Genomic DNA, 14,174 nt, shown 5'->3' on the forward strand with positions numbered 1-14,174 from the left:
ACACTACCCCAGTTTGTCATAGCCTTTTTCTTTTACAGGAACTTTCTTTTTTCAACAAAAACCTTTTATTTTGAAATAAAAAATAGAAGTGACTCGAAATTTGTTTCATGTGAAACATAAATAGTTTTCGAAAGCTCCCTTGTGTATGGATAATTTTAGCCAACTCACCAAATGGCAAGCCAGATGAAGCGTAGTTGCAATTATGCCGGTAGGGATGCTTTCCTATCGTAAGAAAAGCGCAAGCGCCTTGGTCAGCTCTGACAGGTAAATGTTCTTTCTTTTCTTTCAAAGCAAAAGCGCCTTTAAGAGGCGCTTCTATTTAGGCTTTATTTCACTTTTGCTCCGTTTGGCAATGACGAATCAACGCTCGCAATGGAGAGCTGGCCATCTTTTGATCCAGCCAAAATCATCCCTTGAGATAACTCGCCACGTAACTTCACCGGTTTAAGATTAGTAATACAAATAACTTTCCGGCCGATTAATTCCTCCGGTTTGTAATATTGGGCAATTCCGGAAACAACCTGGCGTTTTTCATATCCAAGGTCGAGCTGCAGTTTTAACAGTTTATCAGCCTTTTTAACTGGTTCACATTCAATAACCTCTGCCACACGCAAATCAATCTTTAGAAAATCATCAATAGATATTTCTGCTAGTTCTTCTTGCTTCTCCTCTTTCTTTTCTTCCACAGCCTGTGCACTTCCTTGCATTTTCGTTTTAATATATTCTACTTCATCGGCAATTTCGAGCCGCGGGAACAACGGGGCACCTTTTTCTACTTTTGTGCCGCTAGGAATCATGCCAAATGTTTCAAGGCTTTCCCATGTTTTCAGGCGCTCATCCTGAATACCTAATTGTGTAAAGATCCCATCAGGTGTCCGGGTCAAAAACGGCTTTAAAAGAATTGCGATTCTCCGCAATGATTCGGCTAAATGCACCATGACGCTGGCAAGCGCATCTTTTCGTTCTTCCTGCTTCGCCAAATTCCACGGCTGGGTTTCATCAATATATTTGTTCGTCCGGCTGACTAACTGCCAAATTGCCGTTAACGCTACGGAAAACTCCATTTTCTCCATAGCTTCTTCATATTTAACTGCCGTTTCACGGTTGACAGCTAACAAATCCTTTTCAAATTCTCCATTTGACCCTTGATAATCTGGAATAACCCCATTAAAATATTTTTCAATCATTGCTACTGTCCGATTCAGGAGGTTCCCTAAATCATTTGCCAGATCGAAATTAATTCTTTCGACAAATCCCTCAGGTGTAAATACACCATCCGCTCCAAACGGTACTTCCCGTAATAAATAATAGCGGAGCGCATCAAGCCCATAGCGGTCAATTAACGTAACAGGATCGACTACATTTCCTTTCGATTTGGACATCTTGCCGTCTTTCATTAAGAGCCAGCCATGTGCAAATACTTTCTTTGGCAGCGGCAGATCAAGGGCCATTAACATGATCGGCCAATAAATTGTATGGAAGCGGACAATTTCTTTGCCGACAAGATGAACATCAGCCGGCCAATATTTTTTAAACTTGGCATCATTTTGAGTATCATATCCAAGTGCGGTGATATAATTTGACAAAGCATCAATCCAAACATAAATTACATGCTTCGGATCACCCGGCACCTTGATGCCCCAATCGAATGTAGTTCTCGATACGGCCAAATCCTCCAAGCCAGGTTTGATAAAATTATTGATCATTTCATTTTTACGTGATTCCGGCTGGATGAAATCAGGATTTTGTTCATAGTACGCAAGCAGCCGATCAACATACTTCCCCATTCTAAAAAAGTATGATTCTTCTTTTACCTTTTCTACTGGACGGCCGCAATCCGGGCAATTTCCTTCAATAAGCTGGCGATCAGTATAAAACGATTCACATGGGGTACAGTACCAACCCTCATACTGATCAATATATATATCCCCTTGTTTTAACAATCTCGCAAAAATCCGTTCTACTACTTCTTTGTGACGGTCTTCCGTTGTCCGAATAAAGTCATCATAAGAAATATCCAGTTTTCCCCACAACTCTTTAATTCCGGCAACAATTTCATCGACATATTCTTGAGGGGTGACTCCTTTTTCTTCTGCTTTCCGCTGGATTTTCTGGCCATGCTCATCGGTGCCGGTTAAATACATGACGTCAAACCCTCGCATCCGCTTATAACGCGCCATCGCATCTCCGGCAACTGTTGTATAAGCATGTCCGATATGTAAATTTCCACTTGGATAATAAATCGGTGTGGTAATGTAGAAAGTTTTCGAATTTTCCCCCACTTATGGTCCCTCCTTAATTTAGAAAAGCGCAAATGCCCTGATCTGCCCCAAACAAGCCACTATTCTTCCAGCCTTAACGTCGGACGAAAGATTATTTGACAATGAGAGGCTAAACAATAAGCAAAGTAATATAACCCTATACCATTATTGCCTAATTTTTTCACTTCTATATCATCAAAAAATATATCGAAAAACAGGCTTTTGTGCAAGAAACAGCCTTTTATAGACCCTAGCAGGGGAAAAATTATTCTTAATCGTACCCACAAAAAAGCAGAACACAATCGAAATATATTTTATGTAGTCAAAGTTGATATTTGTAGAATTATGTCGAATTAAGTAGAATATATTTGCTGATACTTTAAAAATATATAAAACATATTTCGATATCTGAACTACTTAATTTATCAACAAAATGCATTTTTTAATCAAATTTTAATATTATTTTTAAAATAAAATAATTGACGAATATGGGAATGGCTGGTATTATAAAAACATAGAATTTGTCGAATGATGACGAATCAATAAATAAAGAATAAAATAGCTTAAAAGTGAGAGGAGATTATAAGAAATGAAATCTACTGGTATTGTCCGTAAAGTTGATGAACTGGGCCGTGTGGTTATTCCAATTGAGTTAAGACGTACACTTGGTATTGCTGAAAAGGATGCACTTGAAATTTATGTTGATGATGACCGCATTATCTTAAAAAAATATAAACCAAATATGACTTGCGTTGTCACTGGCGAAGTTTCTGACGATAACCTTCAGCTTGCCGGCGGAAAATTAATTCTCAGCCGTGAAGGCGCAGAACAGCTTATTAAAGAAATTCAAGATCACTTCCAATTAGTGAAATAAGATTCGATTTAAATAAACGGCTCTAGAATGAATAATATTCTAGAGCCATTTGTTTTTTATTGACTATCAATATGGAAAATCTGATAAACGTCACGTTTATTCATTCCGCGGTCTTTTGCTGTTTGTTTGACAGCCTCCTTTGATGTCATATTATTAGTGGAAATATAATGTTTTACATGTTCATCAATCGATAACCCTTCCCACCAATTTTCTTCTGTCGCTGCTCCTTTGTCAGAACCCTCGACAATTAGGCAAAACTCGCCGCGAACTTCATTGGTATCGGCCCATTCAATGACTTCTTGCAGACTACCTCTTATAAATTCCTCAAACTTCTTCGTTAATTCCCGGCATATCGCTATTTGTCGATTGCCAAGAATCTCAACCATCAATCCTAAAGTTTCTTTCAAGCGATGCGGGGCTTCATAAAAAATAAGCGTTACCTTTTGAAATTTAAGTTCTTCTAACTCTTGACGTTTTTCCTTTTTATTACGGCTTAGAAAGCCATAAAAATAAAACGGCTGGCAGGAAAGTCCGGAAGCAATTAACGCAGTCATTGCCGCATTGGCCCCCGGCAGCGGCACGACTGCTAGCTTTTCCTGAACCGCGTTTACAACCAGCTCGTAACCCGGATCAGAAATGGCTGGCATCCCCGCATCACTGACCAAGGCTATTTTTAGCCCTCCTTTTATTTTGTGGAGCAACTTCTCTCCACTTGTTACCTTATTATGTTCATGATAACTAATAACTGGTGTATCAATTTCAAAGAAATGGAGCAGCTTTTTAGTATTTCTTGTATCCTCAGCAGCAATTAAATCAACATCCTTTAAAATCTTCACCGCCCGAAAACTCATATCCTCCAAATTGCCGATTGGCGTAGGCACCAAATACAGAATGCCTTTTTGCTCTTCATGTTCAAAGCTCTTCTGCTGCCACATCATGATCACCCCTCTCTCTCGCTATAAACTCAAGCTTTTTCTTTCGCGGCAATTGCTTAAACTGATACTCCGCCCGTAATGCTGCCGTTTTCGTTTCATATATTTCAAAATAGGTAAGCTGTACCGGTCTCCTGCTCCTTGTATATTTTGCCCCTTTGCCTTCATTATGAAGCCGGATCCGCCGCTTCAGATTATTGGTATAACCGCCATAGAGGCTGCCATCACAACAGGTCAATACATAGAAATAATGATTATGATTCTCCATATAAAATTCTACTGACTTCCTCCGTATATTCACCATTTTCTTGATAAACAATGAGCGGCGGAATAATTTTCAAATCAGGACTCCCATCTTTAATGGCCTCAATCAGCAATGTATTTGCTTCCTTCCCCTGTTTTGGATAAACAAATTGCAGCCTTTTTGGTTCGAGCCGGTATTTTCGCATCAAGGTCACAATATCAAGCAGCCTTCCCGGACGGTGGACAAATGCCGCTTTTCCTCCCTGTTTGAGAAGATCACTGGCCGCCTTAATGGCATCTTCTAACGTACAAAGAATTTCATGACGGGCAATCGCCAAATGTTCATTTACATTCACTTCTCCCTTCGGAGGTGTTGAAAAATAGGGCGGATTGCAGGTAACAACATCAAATTTCCCGTAACCTAATGTTCTTGGCATATCCTTTATATCTCCATGGACCATCGTAATCCTTTTCGAAAGCCCATTATATTCAACACTTCTTACCGCCATATCATAGAGGCGTTCTTGAATCTCTACACCCGTAATGTCCCCTTTACTTCTTGTTGATAAAAATAATGGAATCACACCGTTTCCGCTGCAAAGGTCAAGAATATTTCCTTTTTGGATCGGGACATAGACAAACTTTGCCAAAAGAACGGCATCGAGTGAAAATGCAAAAACCGACGGGCTTTGGATAATCCGTAAATTCTCTGCCAATAAATAATCTAACCGTTCATCTTCTTTCAAGTGAATCACCATGACCATCCTTATCTACGAAAATAGAGGCTGAACGCTCAGCCTCTTTCAGGTTATTTCTTATTAAGAAACGAAAGACAAAATAGACAATCGCCTTCCTTGCGCAGACTGCCAAAATGAAGGTTGCAAATATGGAATCCTTCATGATAAAGCCGGGCAAGGTTGTCATAGCCTTCCCCAACATCAAACGGCTTAACACTCTTGTCCTCTTTCGTTGGGGATGATCCCTTTGTTAACCCGGATTTTTTCGTCTCTTCTTTCACAGTTACATCTAAACGGCGCCTTAAATGTTCATTTTCAAGCTTTAAATAATGATTCTCTTCTAGTATCTCAGCTATGTGCTGCTTTAATTCTCCCAGCCTTTGGTAAAGATCGCCAATCTGGGTTTCCATATTGCTAACCGATTCAAATACTTCTTTTTTATCCACGCCTTCCACCTCATTAATCTGTGGATTGAATAGAAAAGGCACCTTCCTTAATGATTTCATCCAAGGTATACTCCAGAACCCGCTCTTGTTCCTGCAGTTCTACCTGAAGTACCCGCTCTAGTATATTAATTCCAACTACTTTTCCTGTACCATGTGGTGTTTCAATCACTTCTCCCAAATCGGGAAGAGCCTCTCTGGCTGTCTCATACTCGTCATTTTCATATTTTAAACAACACATTAACCTGCCGCATAAGCCAGAAATTTTCGTCGGGTTTAACGATAAATTTTGGTCCTTTGCCATTTTAATGGATACAGGGTCAAAATCCCCTAAAAATGTCGAGCAGCACAGCATTCTGCCGCATGGACCGATACCGCCTAGCATTTTTGCTTCATCCCGTACACCAATTTGGCGCAATTCAATCCTCGTTCGAAAAATGGCTGCTAAATCTTTGACCAACTCACGGAAGTCAACTCTTCCGTCAGCCGTGAAATAAAAGATGACTTTATTACGGTCAAACGTATATTCTACATCTACCAGCTTCATATCCAACTGGTGTTCATGAACTTTTTCGTTACATATTTCATATGCTTCCTGAGCTGCCCGCCGATTTTCCTCCACGATCATTCGGTCCTTGGAATCGGCAATACGAACTACTTTTTTTAACGGCAGGACTACATCATGCTCCTCTACTTGTTTCCGTGGGATCACAGCTTTTCCATATTCGACGCCGCGTACTGTTTCGACAATGACAAAGTCATCCTTTTGGATTGAGAGGTCTCCAGGATCAAAGTAATAAATTTTTCCCGCTTTTTTAAAGCGTACTCCTACAACATCATACAAATGAAGATCCCTCCTGCAATTTTAACACAAGCTGTTCCATCAAAAGTTGAGGATTCATATTCGCCGAAAGCTTCCTTTTTGCTTCAAGGATAGCTGACATTTGAATCGAAAGGCGCCGTCCTGATGTTTGTAAAGCAAATTGCTCTAATCGGGAACTTACTTCCTTAAAAACAATTTGCGCTCTTTTATCCAATTGTATATAAAGTAAATCTTTAAAAATTAGAAGTAATAAATCTAAACCAAGATTTACTTGATCTTTCTCTTTGAAGTGCGAAAACCAGTCGGTCTGAAGCAAAACAAAAGCTTCAAGGGGACTCTTGTTCAACACTTCATATAATTTTACCACTATTTTTTGAGCTTGTGCAAACCATTCATTGGTGTTTAAGGAAATTGCCTCCTCTAAATTGTTCGTTAAATTTGCCAGCAGCTGCGCTTTCTCAGGTGCAACTCCGTTTTCCACCAGCTGTTTGACCATCATCTTTGGTGCCAGCGGCTGGAATGCAAGGGCTTGGCATCTCGATTGAATCGTCGGCAATATTCGCTGAGGCTGTTCTGTCAATAGGAATGCTGTTGTCTGGGCACTTGGCTCCTCCAAAAACTTCAGTAAACTATTGGAAGCACTTATACTCATTTTATCAGCATCAACAATCAGGTAAACTTTTTTCAAGGATTCTAATCCCTTTTTCGAAAACTCAGCCTGCAAACTTCTAATTTGTTCCACTTTAATGGATAATCCGTCCGGTTGTACAATATGTACATCCGGATGATTTCCATGATTGATGCGCCGGCAATTATGGCATGTTTCACATGGCTTGTATCCATCGATTAAAGAAGGACAAAAAAGGGCCTTTGTAAACAATAATCCTGCATCCTTTTTTCCTGTCCCCCTTGGACCCTCAAATAGATAGGCATGGGCCACCCGATTCTTGATCAGGCTCATTTTCAGCATTCTTAATACCGTTGGCTGCAGCTCTTCTAATTGTTCCCATGTTTTAACCATGCTTATCACTCACTAACTTTCTCATAACCAGCAGAAATCTTTCCGCCAGTCAGTATTCAAGTATTTTTTAAAAATGGAGAAATTGTTCAATCGGCAGGACAAAGACAGTTGCTCCACCTACTTCAACTTCCACAGGATACGGGACATAGGAATCCGCATTTCCACCCATCGGTGAAACCGGTGAGACAAGCTGCTCCCTTGACCGGCAATTCTCTTTAATGATTTGCAAGGCACGTTCTACCCGAATATCCTCTGTACCAATCATAAAGGTAGTATTTCCGGAACGCAAAAATCCGCCCGTGCTGGCAAGCTTGGTAGCCCTAAAGTTATTCTCCACCAATGCCTTTGATAACCGATTGCTATCTTGATCTTGAACAACAGCGATAATAAGTTTCATATAAACCATCCTCTCGATTCATATTTTCCGAATCCTTTTATCCTTTATTTATATTATAGCAGGTAACTGTCCCAGTTTTCACTTTTGACAAGATTCAATAAAAAAAAGTGGCTGTCCGAAAACAATCTTGGACACCCACTTTCTTAAGGCTTTTTTAAACAATTTATGAATTTAATTTAATCTTATTTCCTATCAACATTTTGATCATTCCTTCGACAAGGGCTGGAACTTCGGCAAAGGCATTTTGTACATGAAGCCGTTCCGTCCTTTTGTGGGCGTCTTTGCCAAATGGACCTACATTTAATACTGGAGCCTGGAGTTTCGCCATGGCATCAAATGGGATATGATAACTGCCCCAAACGGGGGTATTTGCTTTAAAAATCGTCCAACCTTCTCCAGTATCATGATAATTCACATAGCTTAAATCACTGATCCCATTGAAATAGTGAACTTGTTTGACCGACAGGCCATACTTTTCAAAGGCTTGTTTTTTTATGAACTCCACACATTGTTTCACCAAATCATCATCAGAAGAATTAACCGGCGGATAATAAGGGGGGGCAAATAGCAAAACAATGGCTGGAGCCAGTTCTTGGCATTGAATCATCAGCGTATCCGCCATTCGAAAAGATTTTTCACGGTCATCCCATTCAGGATTCGAATGAATAGAGGCTTTGATTTCCTCCACACTCTTTTCCCCAAGCTTTTTAATGGCATACTTCAGTAATTTCTCGTATCGAAGGACACGTACTTCCCAGGCCGGTTCAACAGACTGCTTGATGCAAACTTCTTTATACGACCGATTGCAATCATCAGCAGCTTCCAAAGCAATATTTTCAAAAGCACTCATAATTTCTGCGGCATTTCTCTTCATTAAAAATACATTATATAAAGCAGCAGTACGGTACGGCGTTTGAACAGAGTACTCCAGACGTAAATCCTTTTGTTGGAGCGTTACCGGCAGCGGGGTTCTTTCTCCCCTTACTTCTTCCTGAAGGCTGTCATTCCACTCTATTCTCTGTGTTAAAAAAGAGGCAATGAAAGGGGCAGTAATGCCGCCAAGCGGTTCTCCGACATGTGTTTCCTTTCCGTAAAAAAGGGCTGATGGCATAATTTTGCCAATAGAACCAGAGTAAATATAATAATTGTTGTCTCTCGGCTCCTGTGAAAATACTGGTTCCCCATTTAAGAAAAGCGTATAGGAAAGATTATGTTCCTGCTTTAGCTCTAAAAGTTTAGGGACCGCAGCCCGCATTCCTGACGAGTTGACTTCTTCATCAGGAACAGTTAACAGAAGAAGATTTATCGGCCATTCTTCTGCGGCAGCCTTTTCAATTAGGCTCATATGCATAACGAGGCCCATTTTCATATCCATCGTCCCACGGCCAAAAAGGTAATGACCGGATTTCAAATCTTGTCGGGCATCTTCCGATAAATCTTCCATTCGATCGAGAAGTATTTTCGTCAATCTCTCCGGCTGATAAGCAAACTCCTCCAGATCACCGTATTCTTCTGTATTAACTGTATCAAAATGACTGATGAAAACAATCGTATCTTCTGCTTCAGGATGCTTATATAATGCCGTTAAAAAACTACGCCCCAAATCAGCATCATGTAACTGCAAATGATTTGGATTCTCCTGAAAATAAGTCAAATCCAAAAGCTTTTTGTGAATTTTGGCTGGGAACTCCCGCTCTCCATTCGTTAACGTCATACTCTTCCAGCCAACTACTTCACATAATAAGCTGCGTAAGGCTTCAGGTGTTCCCCACTTAAGCTTTTCCATTCGTATAACTCCTTCAATTCAAAAAATATCGGTAGTCATTTCAATTGGTGCCTGACACCCTAAAAGTCCGTTTCTTTACCAAGATTGATTGGTTTCTTATTTTTTAAGTAAGGTTGGACGTGGTTAAACCGTTGATATAAGTCGCTCCTGGTAATTTGACAATCGCGTTTTTGAACATAGGTAATCCTCCTCCATTTTTAGATACGGACCACAGGGCATGTCAGGCATGTCGGTCGTACCTAAATAAGAAATTTCGTTTCCTTCATATTCATAGACAATGGCCCCTGCCTCTAGTAATTTCCTCCTCGTGTAAGGGTTTCCAGAAACCATTACACAAACACGCGGCTCTAATGCAAGTACGTTACAGCCCAGAAGATCGTATTCTTCATCTGGAACCTCAATCAGCTGGATTCCCCGTTTCATTAATAATTGTCTTAAAAAGACGGGCATCAGTTTGGAATAGACTACGGCAAGATCGGCATCTACTAAACTAATGATCGACATGAGGTGGAGACATTCTGATTCACCGCGACCATGAGGCAGTGGGACAACAATAAACTCATCCACAAAATCATTGGTCAGCTCTTTTAATTGCTGAATGGCCGCATCATTTGTACGATATCCCCAGCCAACAAGCAATGTGCGATCATCGAGCCAAACAAGGTCACCGCCGTCGGCTCTAGCATCCCCTATCAGTTCACCTAAAATCGGAATCTCTTTCTCTTGTAGAAATTGTTTAAAGGCTTCTGCTTCCGGCTGGCGCAATTCTTTTCCCGACTTTAAAATAATTGCCCCTTTCGGCGTGAACTTGACTGGATCATGTGCATAAATGGAATCCAACCCAACGGTTTCAACGGCAGGTAAAAATTCAATCTGAGCCACATGCTGTTTCAAAAGAGAAAGAAACTGCTCATACTCTTTGTTGTGCAACGATAAAATTAGGCTCTTGGATGTAGTTGAATTTCTTCCACTCCTGACCAAGATGTTCCTGGCTGCGAAAGGCATCATTTGGGTGTTTTAAAATAACCGTATTAAGTTTTTTATACATCGATGATAACAAAATATTCACCTCCATTTTTCCGCATTGTGGAATTGATTTTCCCTATTAGGAAAATTTATAATTATGATATTATAATAGTTAAATTTACATGTCAATATATTTTGAATTTACAGAATAAATAGGTGGAGATGATCAAAATGCAAACCATTGACAGAGCCATGCAAGTAATAAAAGTTTTAGCTGAAAATACATCAAAAAAAGGGCTTCCCATTACTGATTTATCCAAGGAATGTGGCTTACCAGTCAGTACGATGCATCGTCTATTACAATCAATGAAAAAACACGGCCTGATTCAACAAGATCCCGATTCAAAAATATATTCCATGGGAAATGCTTGGCTGGAATATGGCTTGCAAATGTATGATACCTTTGATTTTGTTGGTTTAATTCGTCCTGAAATGGAAAACTTAATGCATGAAGTGGAAGAAAGCATCTACTTTAGTAAGCCAATTGGGTTAGAAGCATTAGTTATAGAAAGAATTGATTGTCCTCATAATCCAATCCGCATTTATGATCAGCTTGGTATGCGTATTCCAATGAATATCGGCGCTGCCAATAAAGTTATGCTGGCCTTTATGGCGCAAAATGAAACGGCAAAGATTATTAATTCATTAGTGCCGGAAGTAGAAAAAGGGGAATTCTCCCAAATATTAAGCGAAATTGGGATTAAAGGTTATGGAGAGAGCCATGGGGAGAAAACGCCAGGAACTTCATCTGTCGCTGCCCCGGTATTTAATCACGCGAATGAACTTGTTGGTGCCATCAGCATTGGGTATGTAAATTTCAGTCTATCTGAAGAAAGACAAAGCTTTCTCATTGAAAAAGTAATAGAATATGGCAAGCGTATTTCAAGAAAACTTGGGAATAAGTTAGATTAGAAAACTGGATTGAAAAATGCCCTTTTGTTTTTAGTTAAGGATCGTTACTTTATGAAGCCAAACAAGAGGGCTATTGCTTTTTCTCCTCCCATCAACAATCTGTACATGACCCCCAACACATAAATAAAAAACTCGCCGGTTAGCGAGTCAGTGAAAAAAAGCCTTATTATGGTGTCTTTAATTTTGCCTTTACAAGCTTAAGAGTTGTTTGAAAAACTTCATCCAATGTTCCGGATGCATCAATTTTAACCATACGGTCCGGGAACCATTCTAACAGGATATGATATCCTTCTCTCACTTTATGGTGAAATGCAAGGTTTTCCAAATCCAAGCGGTTAATTTCCCGGCCTTTATTATTATTGATGCGCTTTAAGCCCAATTCCGGTTCAATATCAAAATAGATGGTTAATTTCGGCATCATATCTTCAATGGCAAATTGATTAATTGTAAATACTTCATCCATTCCTACCCCTCTAGCATAGCCCTGGTAGGCCAATGAACTGTCGACAAACCGATCACAAAGCACTACTTTTCCTTCGGCTAATGCCGGCTTTACCCGTTCGATTAAGTGCTGTCGCCTCGCTGCGGCATAAAGCAATGCTTCCGTCCTAGGGTCCATTGCGGTATTTTCTTTTGCTAAAATTACTCGTCGGATCTGTTCCGCAATATCAATTCCCCCCGGCTCCCTTGTTACTAATACATTGTTGAGATGTTCCGCAACCATTTTAATAATCGTCGTCTTTCCCGCACCATCCGGGCCCTCAAATGTTATAAATGTTCCATTTCCCATAAAAAACCTCCAAAACTGTTTAATCTTAAGTCGTTCTGAACACTTTTAGCATACCTTGTTTTATCAGGCATCCCCCTTGAAACTTTGCCCCAGATGCTAATAAAGACATTAACTGCTCAAGCTTTTCAGACGTAATTCGCTCACCTCTTAATAAAAGTGGAACTCCCGGAGGATAAGGAATAATGGTTTCCGCGCATACGCAATTTAATGCTTCTTTTATATGTAAAGCATGTTCCTCCAAACATGACATTTCTTTAAAGTTAATGACTAATTCAGAAATTTTATTAGTTTCCAGCTTGTCATCCTTTTTTTGCTTCATTAGCGGCAAGTCCCTTAAAGTTCGTTTTATTTTAAAACCTGCCTCTTTCAGCGGATAGTGCTGCCCTTCTTTTAATAACGGAAAAATGAACAAAACATTGTATGGATCAGCCAGTTCGGTATAAATCCCTTCCGTTTCCAATCGTTTTTGCAACTCGAATCCATTTAACTCGCATCGTGTCTGAATCGTTATTTTTAAAGAGTCACCAAACTGATTTGGAAATTCTAACACTTTTATCGCCGGAATCGTCTCTAATGTTTCCTTAAAATACCTAACTTTCTCCAACAGATATGCCAAATCCGTTTTATTATATCCAGTTAAATAATACCTGGCTAAATCAAGCGAGGCCATGATCGGGTAAGATGGACTGCTGGATTGTAACATTTCCAGATATGCTTTTACTTTGTTTTCATTTATCAATTCGCTATTAAAATGCAAAAACGATCCCATCGTCATCGCTGGGAGTGTTTTATGTGCGGATTGGACAGTTATATCTGCTCCGAGTTCAACTGCTGACGCAGGGAAAGGCTGTCCAATAATAAAATGGGCGCCATGTGCCTCGTCCACTAAGACGGGGATTTGATGCAAATGTGCCTCTTGGATTATGGTTTCCAGGTCGAAAGCCATTCCATAATAGTTAGGATGTGTCAAGATTAACGCTTTAGCATTAGGATATAGACGAATTGCTTCCCTTACTGTTGCAAAACTGACACCAGCTGCTGTCTTCCACGCCGGATCATATTCCGGCTCTAAAAAAACTGGCCGAACCTTAGCGAGTATTAAAGCATTTAAAATGGATTTATGACAGTTTCTCTGCACTAGAACCGTATCATCTTCTGAACATGCTGCCAAAACCATCGCCAAATTACCAACTGTAGAACCATTAACAAGAAAAAAGCTCTTTTGCACTTTATACAGTTCAGCCAAAAGCGTTTCCGCCTTTAATATTGCTCCTTCAGGTGCATGCAAATCATCCAAGCCGGTTAGTTCCGTAACATCAAGCCATAAAATTTGCTCAAAAAAATGTCTTCCGTCTCCTTGCTGAATTTGTCCAGATTTATGTCCCGGAACGTGGAAAGAAATTGGTTTTTTATTTACATGTTCAATTAAAGCACCATATAAAGGAAATTTTGATTGAATATCCATTTTGTTTTACTTCCTTTTAAGATTCTTAACTATTTTAACAGCATCATTTTGATTTTGGAACAAAAAAATAAAGCCCTTCTAAAGAGCTTCTTACGAGAAAATTTCCGGAGTCGTTACTTTTTTTAGTTTGTTAAGAAAATATTTATATTTGGGATCGCTCGTATCTGTACGGATTAAATCATTTTCACATTCCGTGCAAATAAAAGAAGTGTATAGATGTATTCCTTTTGGTTTTTGATGTTCACATATAATACATATTTCCCCAAATTGCCTATGCGCCAAACTTGAATTCAATCCCTCCACCTCCATACACCCATTCTGTCCATATTTTTTTAGTTGTATACAATTTTAAGAATTTTCCCCACAGATAACATCTTAATTTATATATTATGTTACATTTTACCTTTGGGTGTATGTCTCTGAAAGAATTATTCTATTCATTGCTAATTTTACTAAAATGAAAA

At 39.6% G+C, this 14,174-nt stretch carries 14 protein-coding genes and 1 pseudogene; 2 read left to right on the top strand and 13 right to left on the bottom strand.

The features are described from left to right. Positions 1-326: 326 nt before the first annotated feature. Complete coding sequence (gene metG, locus BFU02S_RS10180) at positions 327-2,282, bottom strand: methionine--tRNA ligase (RefSeq protein ID WP_066369996.1); 1,956 nt, start codon at positions 2,280-2,282, stop codon at positions 327-329. 568 nt (positions 2,283-2,850) lie between these two features. Between metG and abrB the strand changes: the two genes are divergently transcribed. Next, the gene (gene abrB / locus BFU02S_RS10185; RefSeq protein ID WP_066369999.1) at positions 2,851-3,135 is read left to right on the top strand and encodes a transition state genes transcriptional regulator AbrB; all 285 of its coding nucleotides are present in this window, start codon (positions 2,851-2,853) and stop codon (positions 3,133-3,135) included. Positions 3,136-3,191: 56 nt separating this feature from the next. Here abrB and rsmI read toward each other — a convergent pair whose 3' ends face one another. From rsmI to BFU02S_RS10230, 9 genes and pseudogenes are all read right to left on the bottom strand, one after another. Continuing rightward, on the bottom strand, positions 3,192-4,070 hold the full coding sequence (rsmI, locus tag BFU02S_RS10190) for a 16S rRNA (cytidine(1402)-2'-O)-methyltransferase (RefSeq protein WP_066370002.1): 879 nt from the start codon (positions 4,068-4,070) through the stop codon (positions 3,192-3,194). Further along, entirely contained in the window at positions 4,048-4,335 is a 288-nt protein-coding gene (locus BFU02S_RS10195; RefSeq protein WP_066370005.1) for a GIY-YIG nuclease family protein, read from the bottom strand. Before BFU02S_RS10195 ends, rsmI begins: the two co-directional genes overlap by 23 nt. Then, positions 4,322-5,062 (bottom strand): tRNA1(Val) (adenine(37)-N6)-methyltransferase, encoded by a 741-nt coding sequence (locus BFU02S_RS10200; RefSeq protein ID WP_174520338.1) that lies wholly within the window; start codon positions 5,060-5,062, stop codon positions 4,322-4,324. Before BFU02S_RS10200 ends, BFU02S_RS10195 begins: the two co-directional genes overlap by 14 nt. 56 nt (positions 5,063-5,118) lie before the next feature. Continuing rightward, positions 5,119-5,493: a DNA replication initiation control protein YabA gene (gene yabA / locus BFU02S_RS10205; RefSeq protein WP_066370033.1), complete on the bottom strand. Its 375-nt coding sequence runs from the start codon at positions 5,491-5,493 to the stop codon at positions 5,119-5,121. Between the two features lie 13 nt (positions 5,494-5,506). Further along, positions 5,507-6,334, bottom strand: coding sequence for a PSP1 domain-containing protein (locus tag BFU02S_RS10210; RefSeq protein WP_066370010.1), 828 nt, complete (start codon positions 6,332-6,334; stop codon positions 5,507-5,509). Further along, complete coding sequence (holB, locus tag BFU02S_RS10215; RefSeq protein ID WP_066370014.1) at positions 6,327-7,334, bottom strand: DNA polymerase III subunit delta'; 1,008 nt, start codon at positions 7,332-7,334, stop codon at positions 6,327-6,329. Before holB ends, BFU02S_RS10210 begins: the two co-directional genes overlap by 8 nt. Positions 7,335-7,401: 67 nt before the next feature. After that, a complete protein-coding gene (darA, locus tag BFU02S_RS10220; protein ID WP_066370016.1) occupies positions 7,402-7,731 on the bottom strand; it encodes a cyclic di-AMP receptor DarA in 330 nt (109 codons plus the stop codon). A gap of 163 nt (positions 7,732-7,894) precedes the next feature. After that, positions 7,895-9,517, bottom strand: coding sequence for a M20/M25/M40 family metallo-hydrolase (locus BFU02S_RS10225; protein WP_066370020.1), 1,623 nt, complete (start codon positions 9,515-9,517; stop codon positions 7,895-7,897). A gap of 197 nt (positions 9,518-9,714) precedes the next feature. Further along, a pseudogene (locus BFU02S_RS10230) lies at positions 9,715-10,565 on the bottom strand (dimethylarginine dimethylaminohydrolase family protein). Between the two features lie 149 nt (positions 10,566-10,714). Here BFU02S_RS10230 and BFU02S_RS10235 point away from each other — a divergent pair. Next, positions 10,715-11,455, top strand: a complete 741-nt coding sequence (locus BFU02S_RS10235; protein WP_066370021.1) for an IclR family transcriptional regulator — start codon at positions 10,715-10,717, stop codon at positions 11,453-11,455. Between the two features lie 166 nt (positions 11,456-11,621). On the opposite strand, the gene tmk is transcribed toward BFU02S_RS10235, so the two are convergent. The 3 genes from tmk to BFU02S_RS16385 all read right to left on the bottom strand — a co-directional run bounded on the left by tmk (position 11,622) and on the right by BFU02S_RS16385 (position 14,019). Next, positions 11,622-12,245, bottom strand: coding sequence for a dTMP kinase (tmk, locus tag BFU02S_RS10240; protein WP_066370022.1), 624 nt, complete (start codon positions 12,243-12,245; stop codon positions 11,622-11,624). Positions 12,246-12,270: 25 nt separating this feature from the next. Continuing rightward, positions 12,271-13,710 (bottom strand): aminotransferase class I/II-fold pyridoxal phosphate-dependent enzyme, encoded by a 1,440-nt coding sequence (locus BFU02S_RS10245; RefSeq protein ID WP_066370024.1) that lies wholly within the window; start codon positions 13,708-13,710, stop codon positions 12,271-12,273. Positions 13,711-13,800: 90 nt separating this feature from the next. Next, on the bottom strand, positions 13,801-14,019 hold the full coding sequence (locus tag BFU02S_RS16385; RefSeq protein WP_084361066.1) for a sigma factor G inhibitor Gin: 219 nt from the start codon (positions 14,017-14,019) through the stop codon (positions 13,801-13,803). Positions 14,020-14,174: the final 155 nt, after the last annotated feature.

Source organism: Neobacillus fumarioli NBRC 102428, assembly GCF_001591485.1.
Taxonomy (GTDB): Bacteria; Bacillota; Bacilli; order Bacillales; family Cytobacillaceae; genus Neobacillus; species Neobacillus fumarioli.

What these genes read in the sequence shown, in the direction of transcription:
- darA (WP_066370016.1), bottom strand. Translation starts at nt 7,731, where the DNA reads ATGAAACTTATTATCGCTGTTGTTCAAGATCAAGATAGCAATCGGTTA.
- BFU02S_RS10245 (WP_066370024.1), bottom strand. Translation starts at nt 13,710, where the DNA reads ATGGATATTCAATCAAAATTTCCTTTATATGGTGCTTTAATTGAACAT.
- abrB (WP_066369999.1), top strand. Translation starts at nt 2,851, where the DNA reads ATGAAATCTACTGGTATTGTCCGTAAAGTTGATGAACTGGGCCGTGTG.
- BFU02S_RS10235 (WP_066370021.1), top strand. Translation starts at nt 10,715, where the DNA reads ATGCAAACCATTGACAGAGCCATGCAAGTAATAAAAGTTTTAGCTGAA.
- tmk (WP_066370022.1), bottom strand. Translation starts at nt 12,245, where the DNA reads ATGGGAAATGGAACATTTATAACATTTGAGGGCCCGGATGGTGCGGGA.
- BFU02S_RS10195 (WP_066370005.1), bottom strand. Translation starts at nt 4,335, where the DNA reads ATGGAGAATCATAATCATTATTTCTATGTATTGACCTGTTGTGATGGC.
- BFU02S_RS10225 (WP_066370020.1), bottom strand. Translation starts at nt 9,517, where the DNA reads ATGGAAAAGCTTAAGTGGGGAACACCTGAAGCCTTACGCAGCTTATTA.
- rsmI (WP_066370002.1), bottom strand. Translation starts at nt 4,070, where the DNA reads ATGTGGCAGCAGAAGAGCTTTGAACATGAAGAGCAAAAAGGCATTCTG.
- holB (WP_066370014.1), bottom strand. Translation starts at nt 7,334, where the DNA reads ATGGTTAAAACATGGGAACAATTAGAAGAGCTGCAGCCAACGGTATTA.
- BFU02S_RS16385 (WP_084361066.1), bottom strand. Translation starts at nt 14,019, where the DNA reads ATGGAGGTGGAGGGATTGAATTCAAGTTTGGCGCATAGGCAATTTGGG.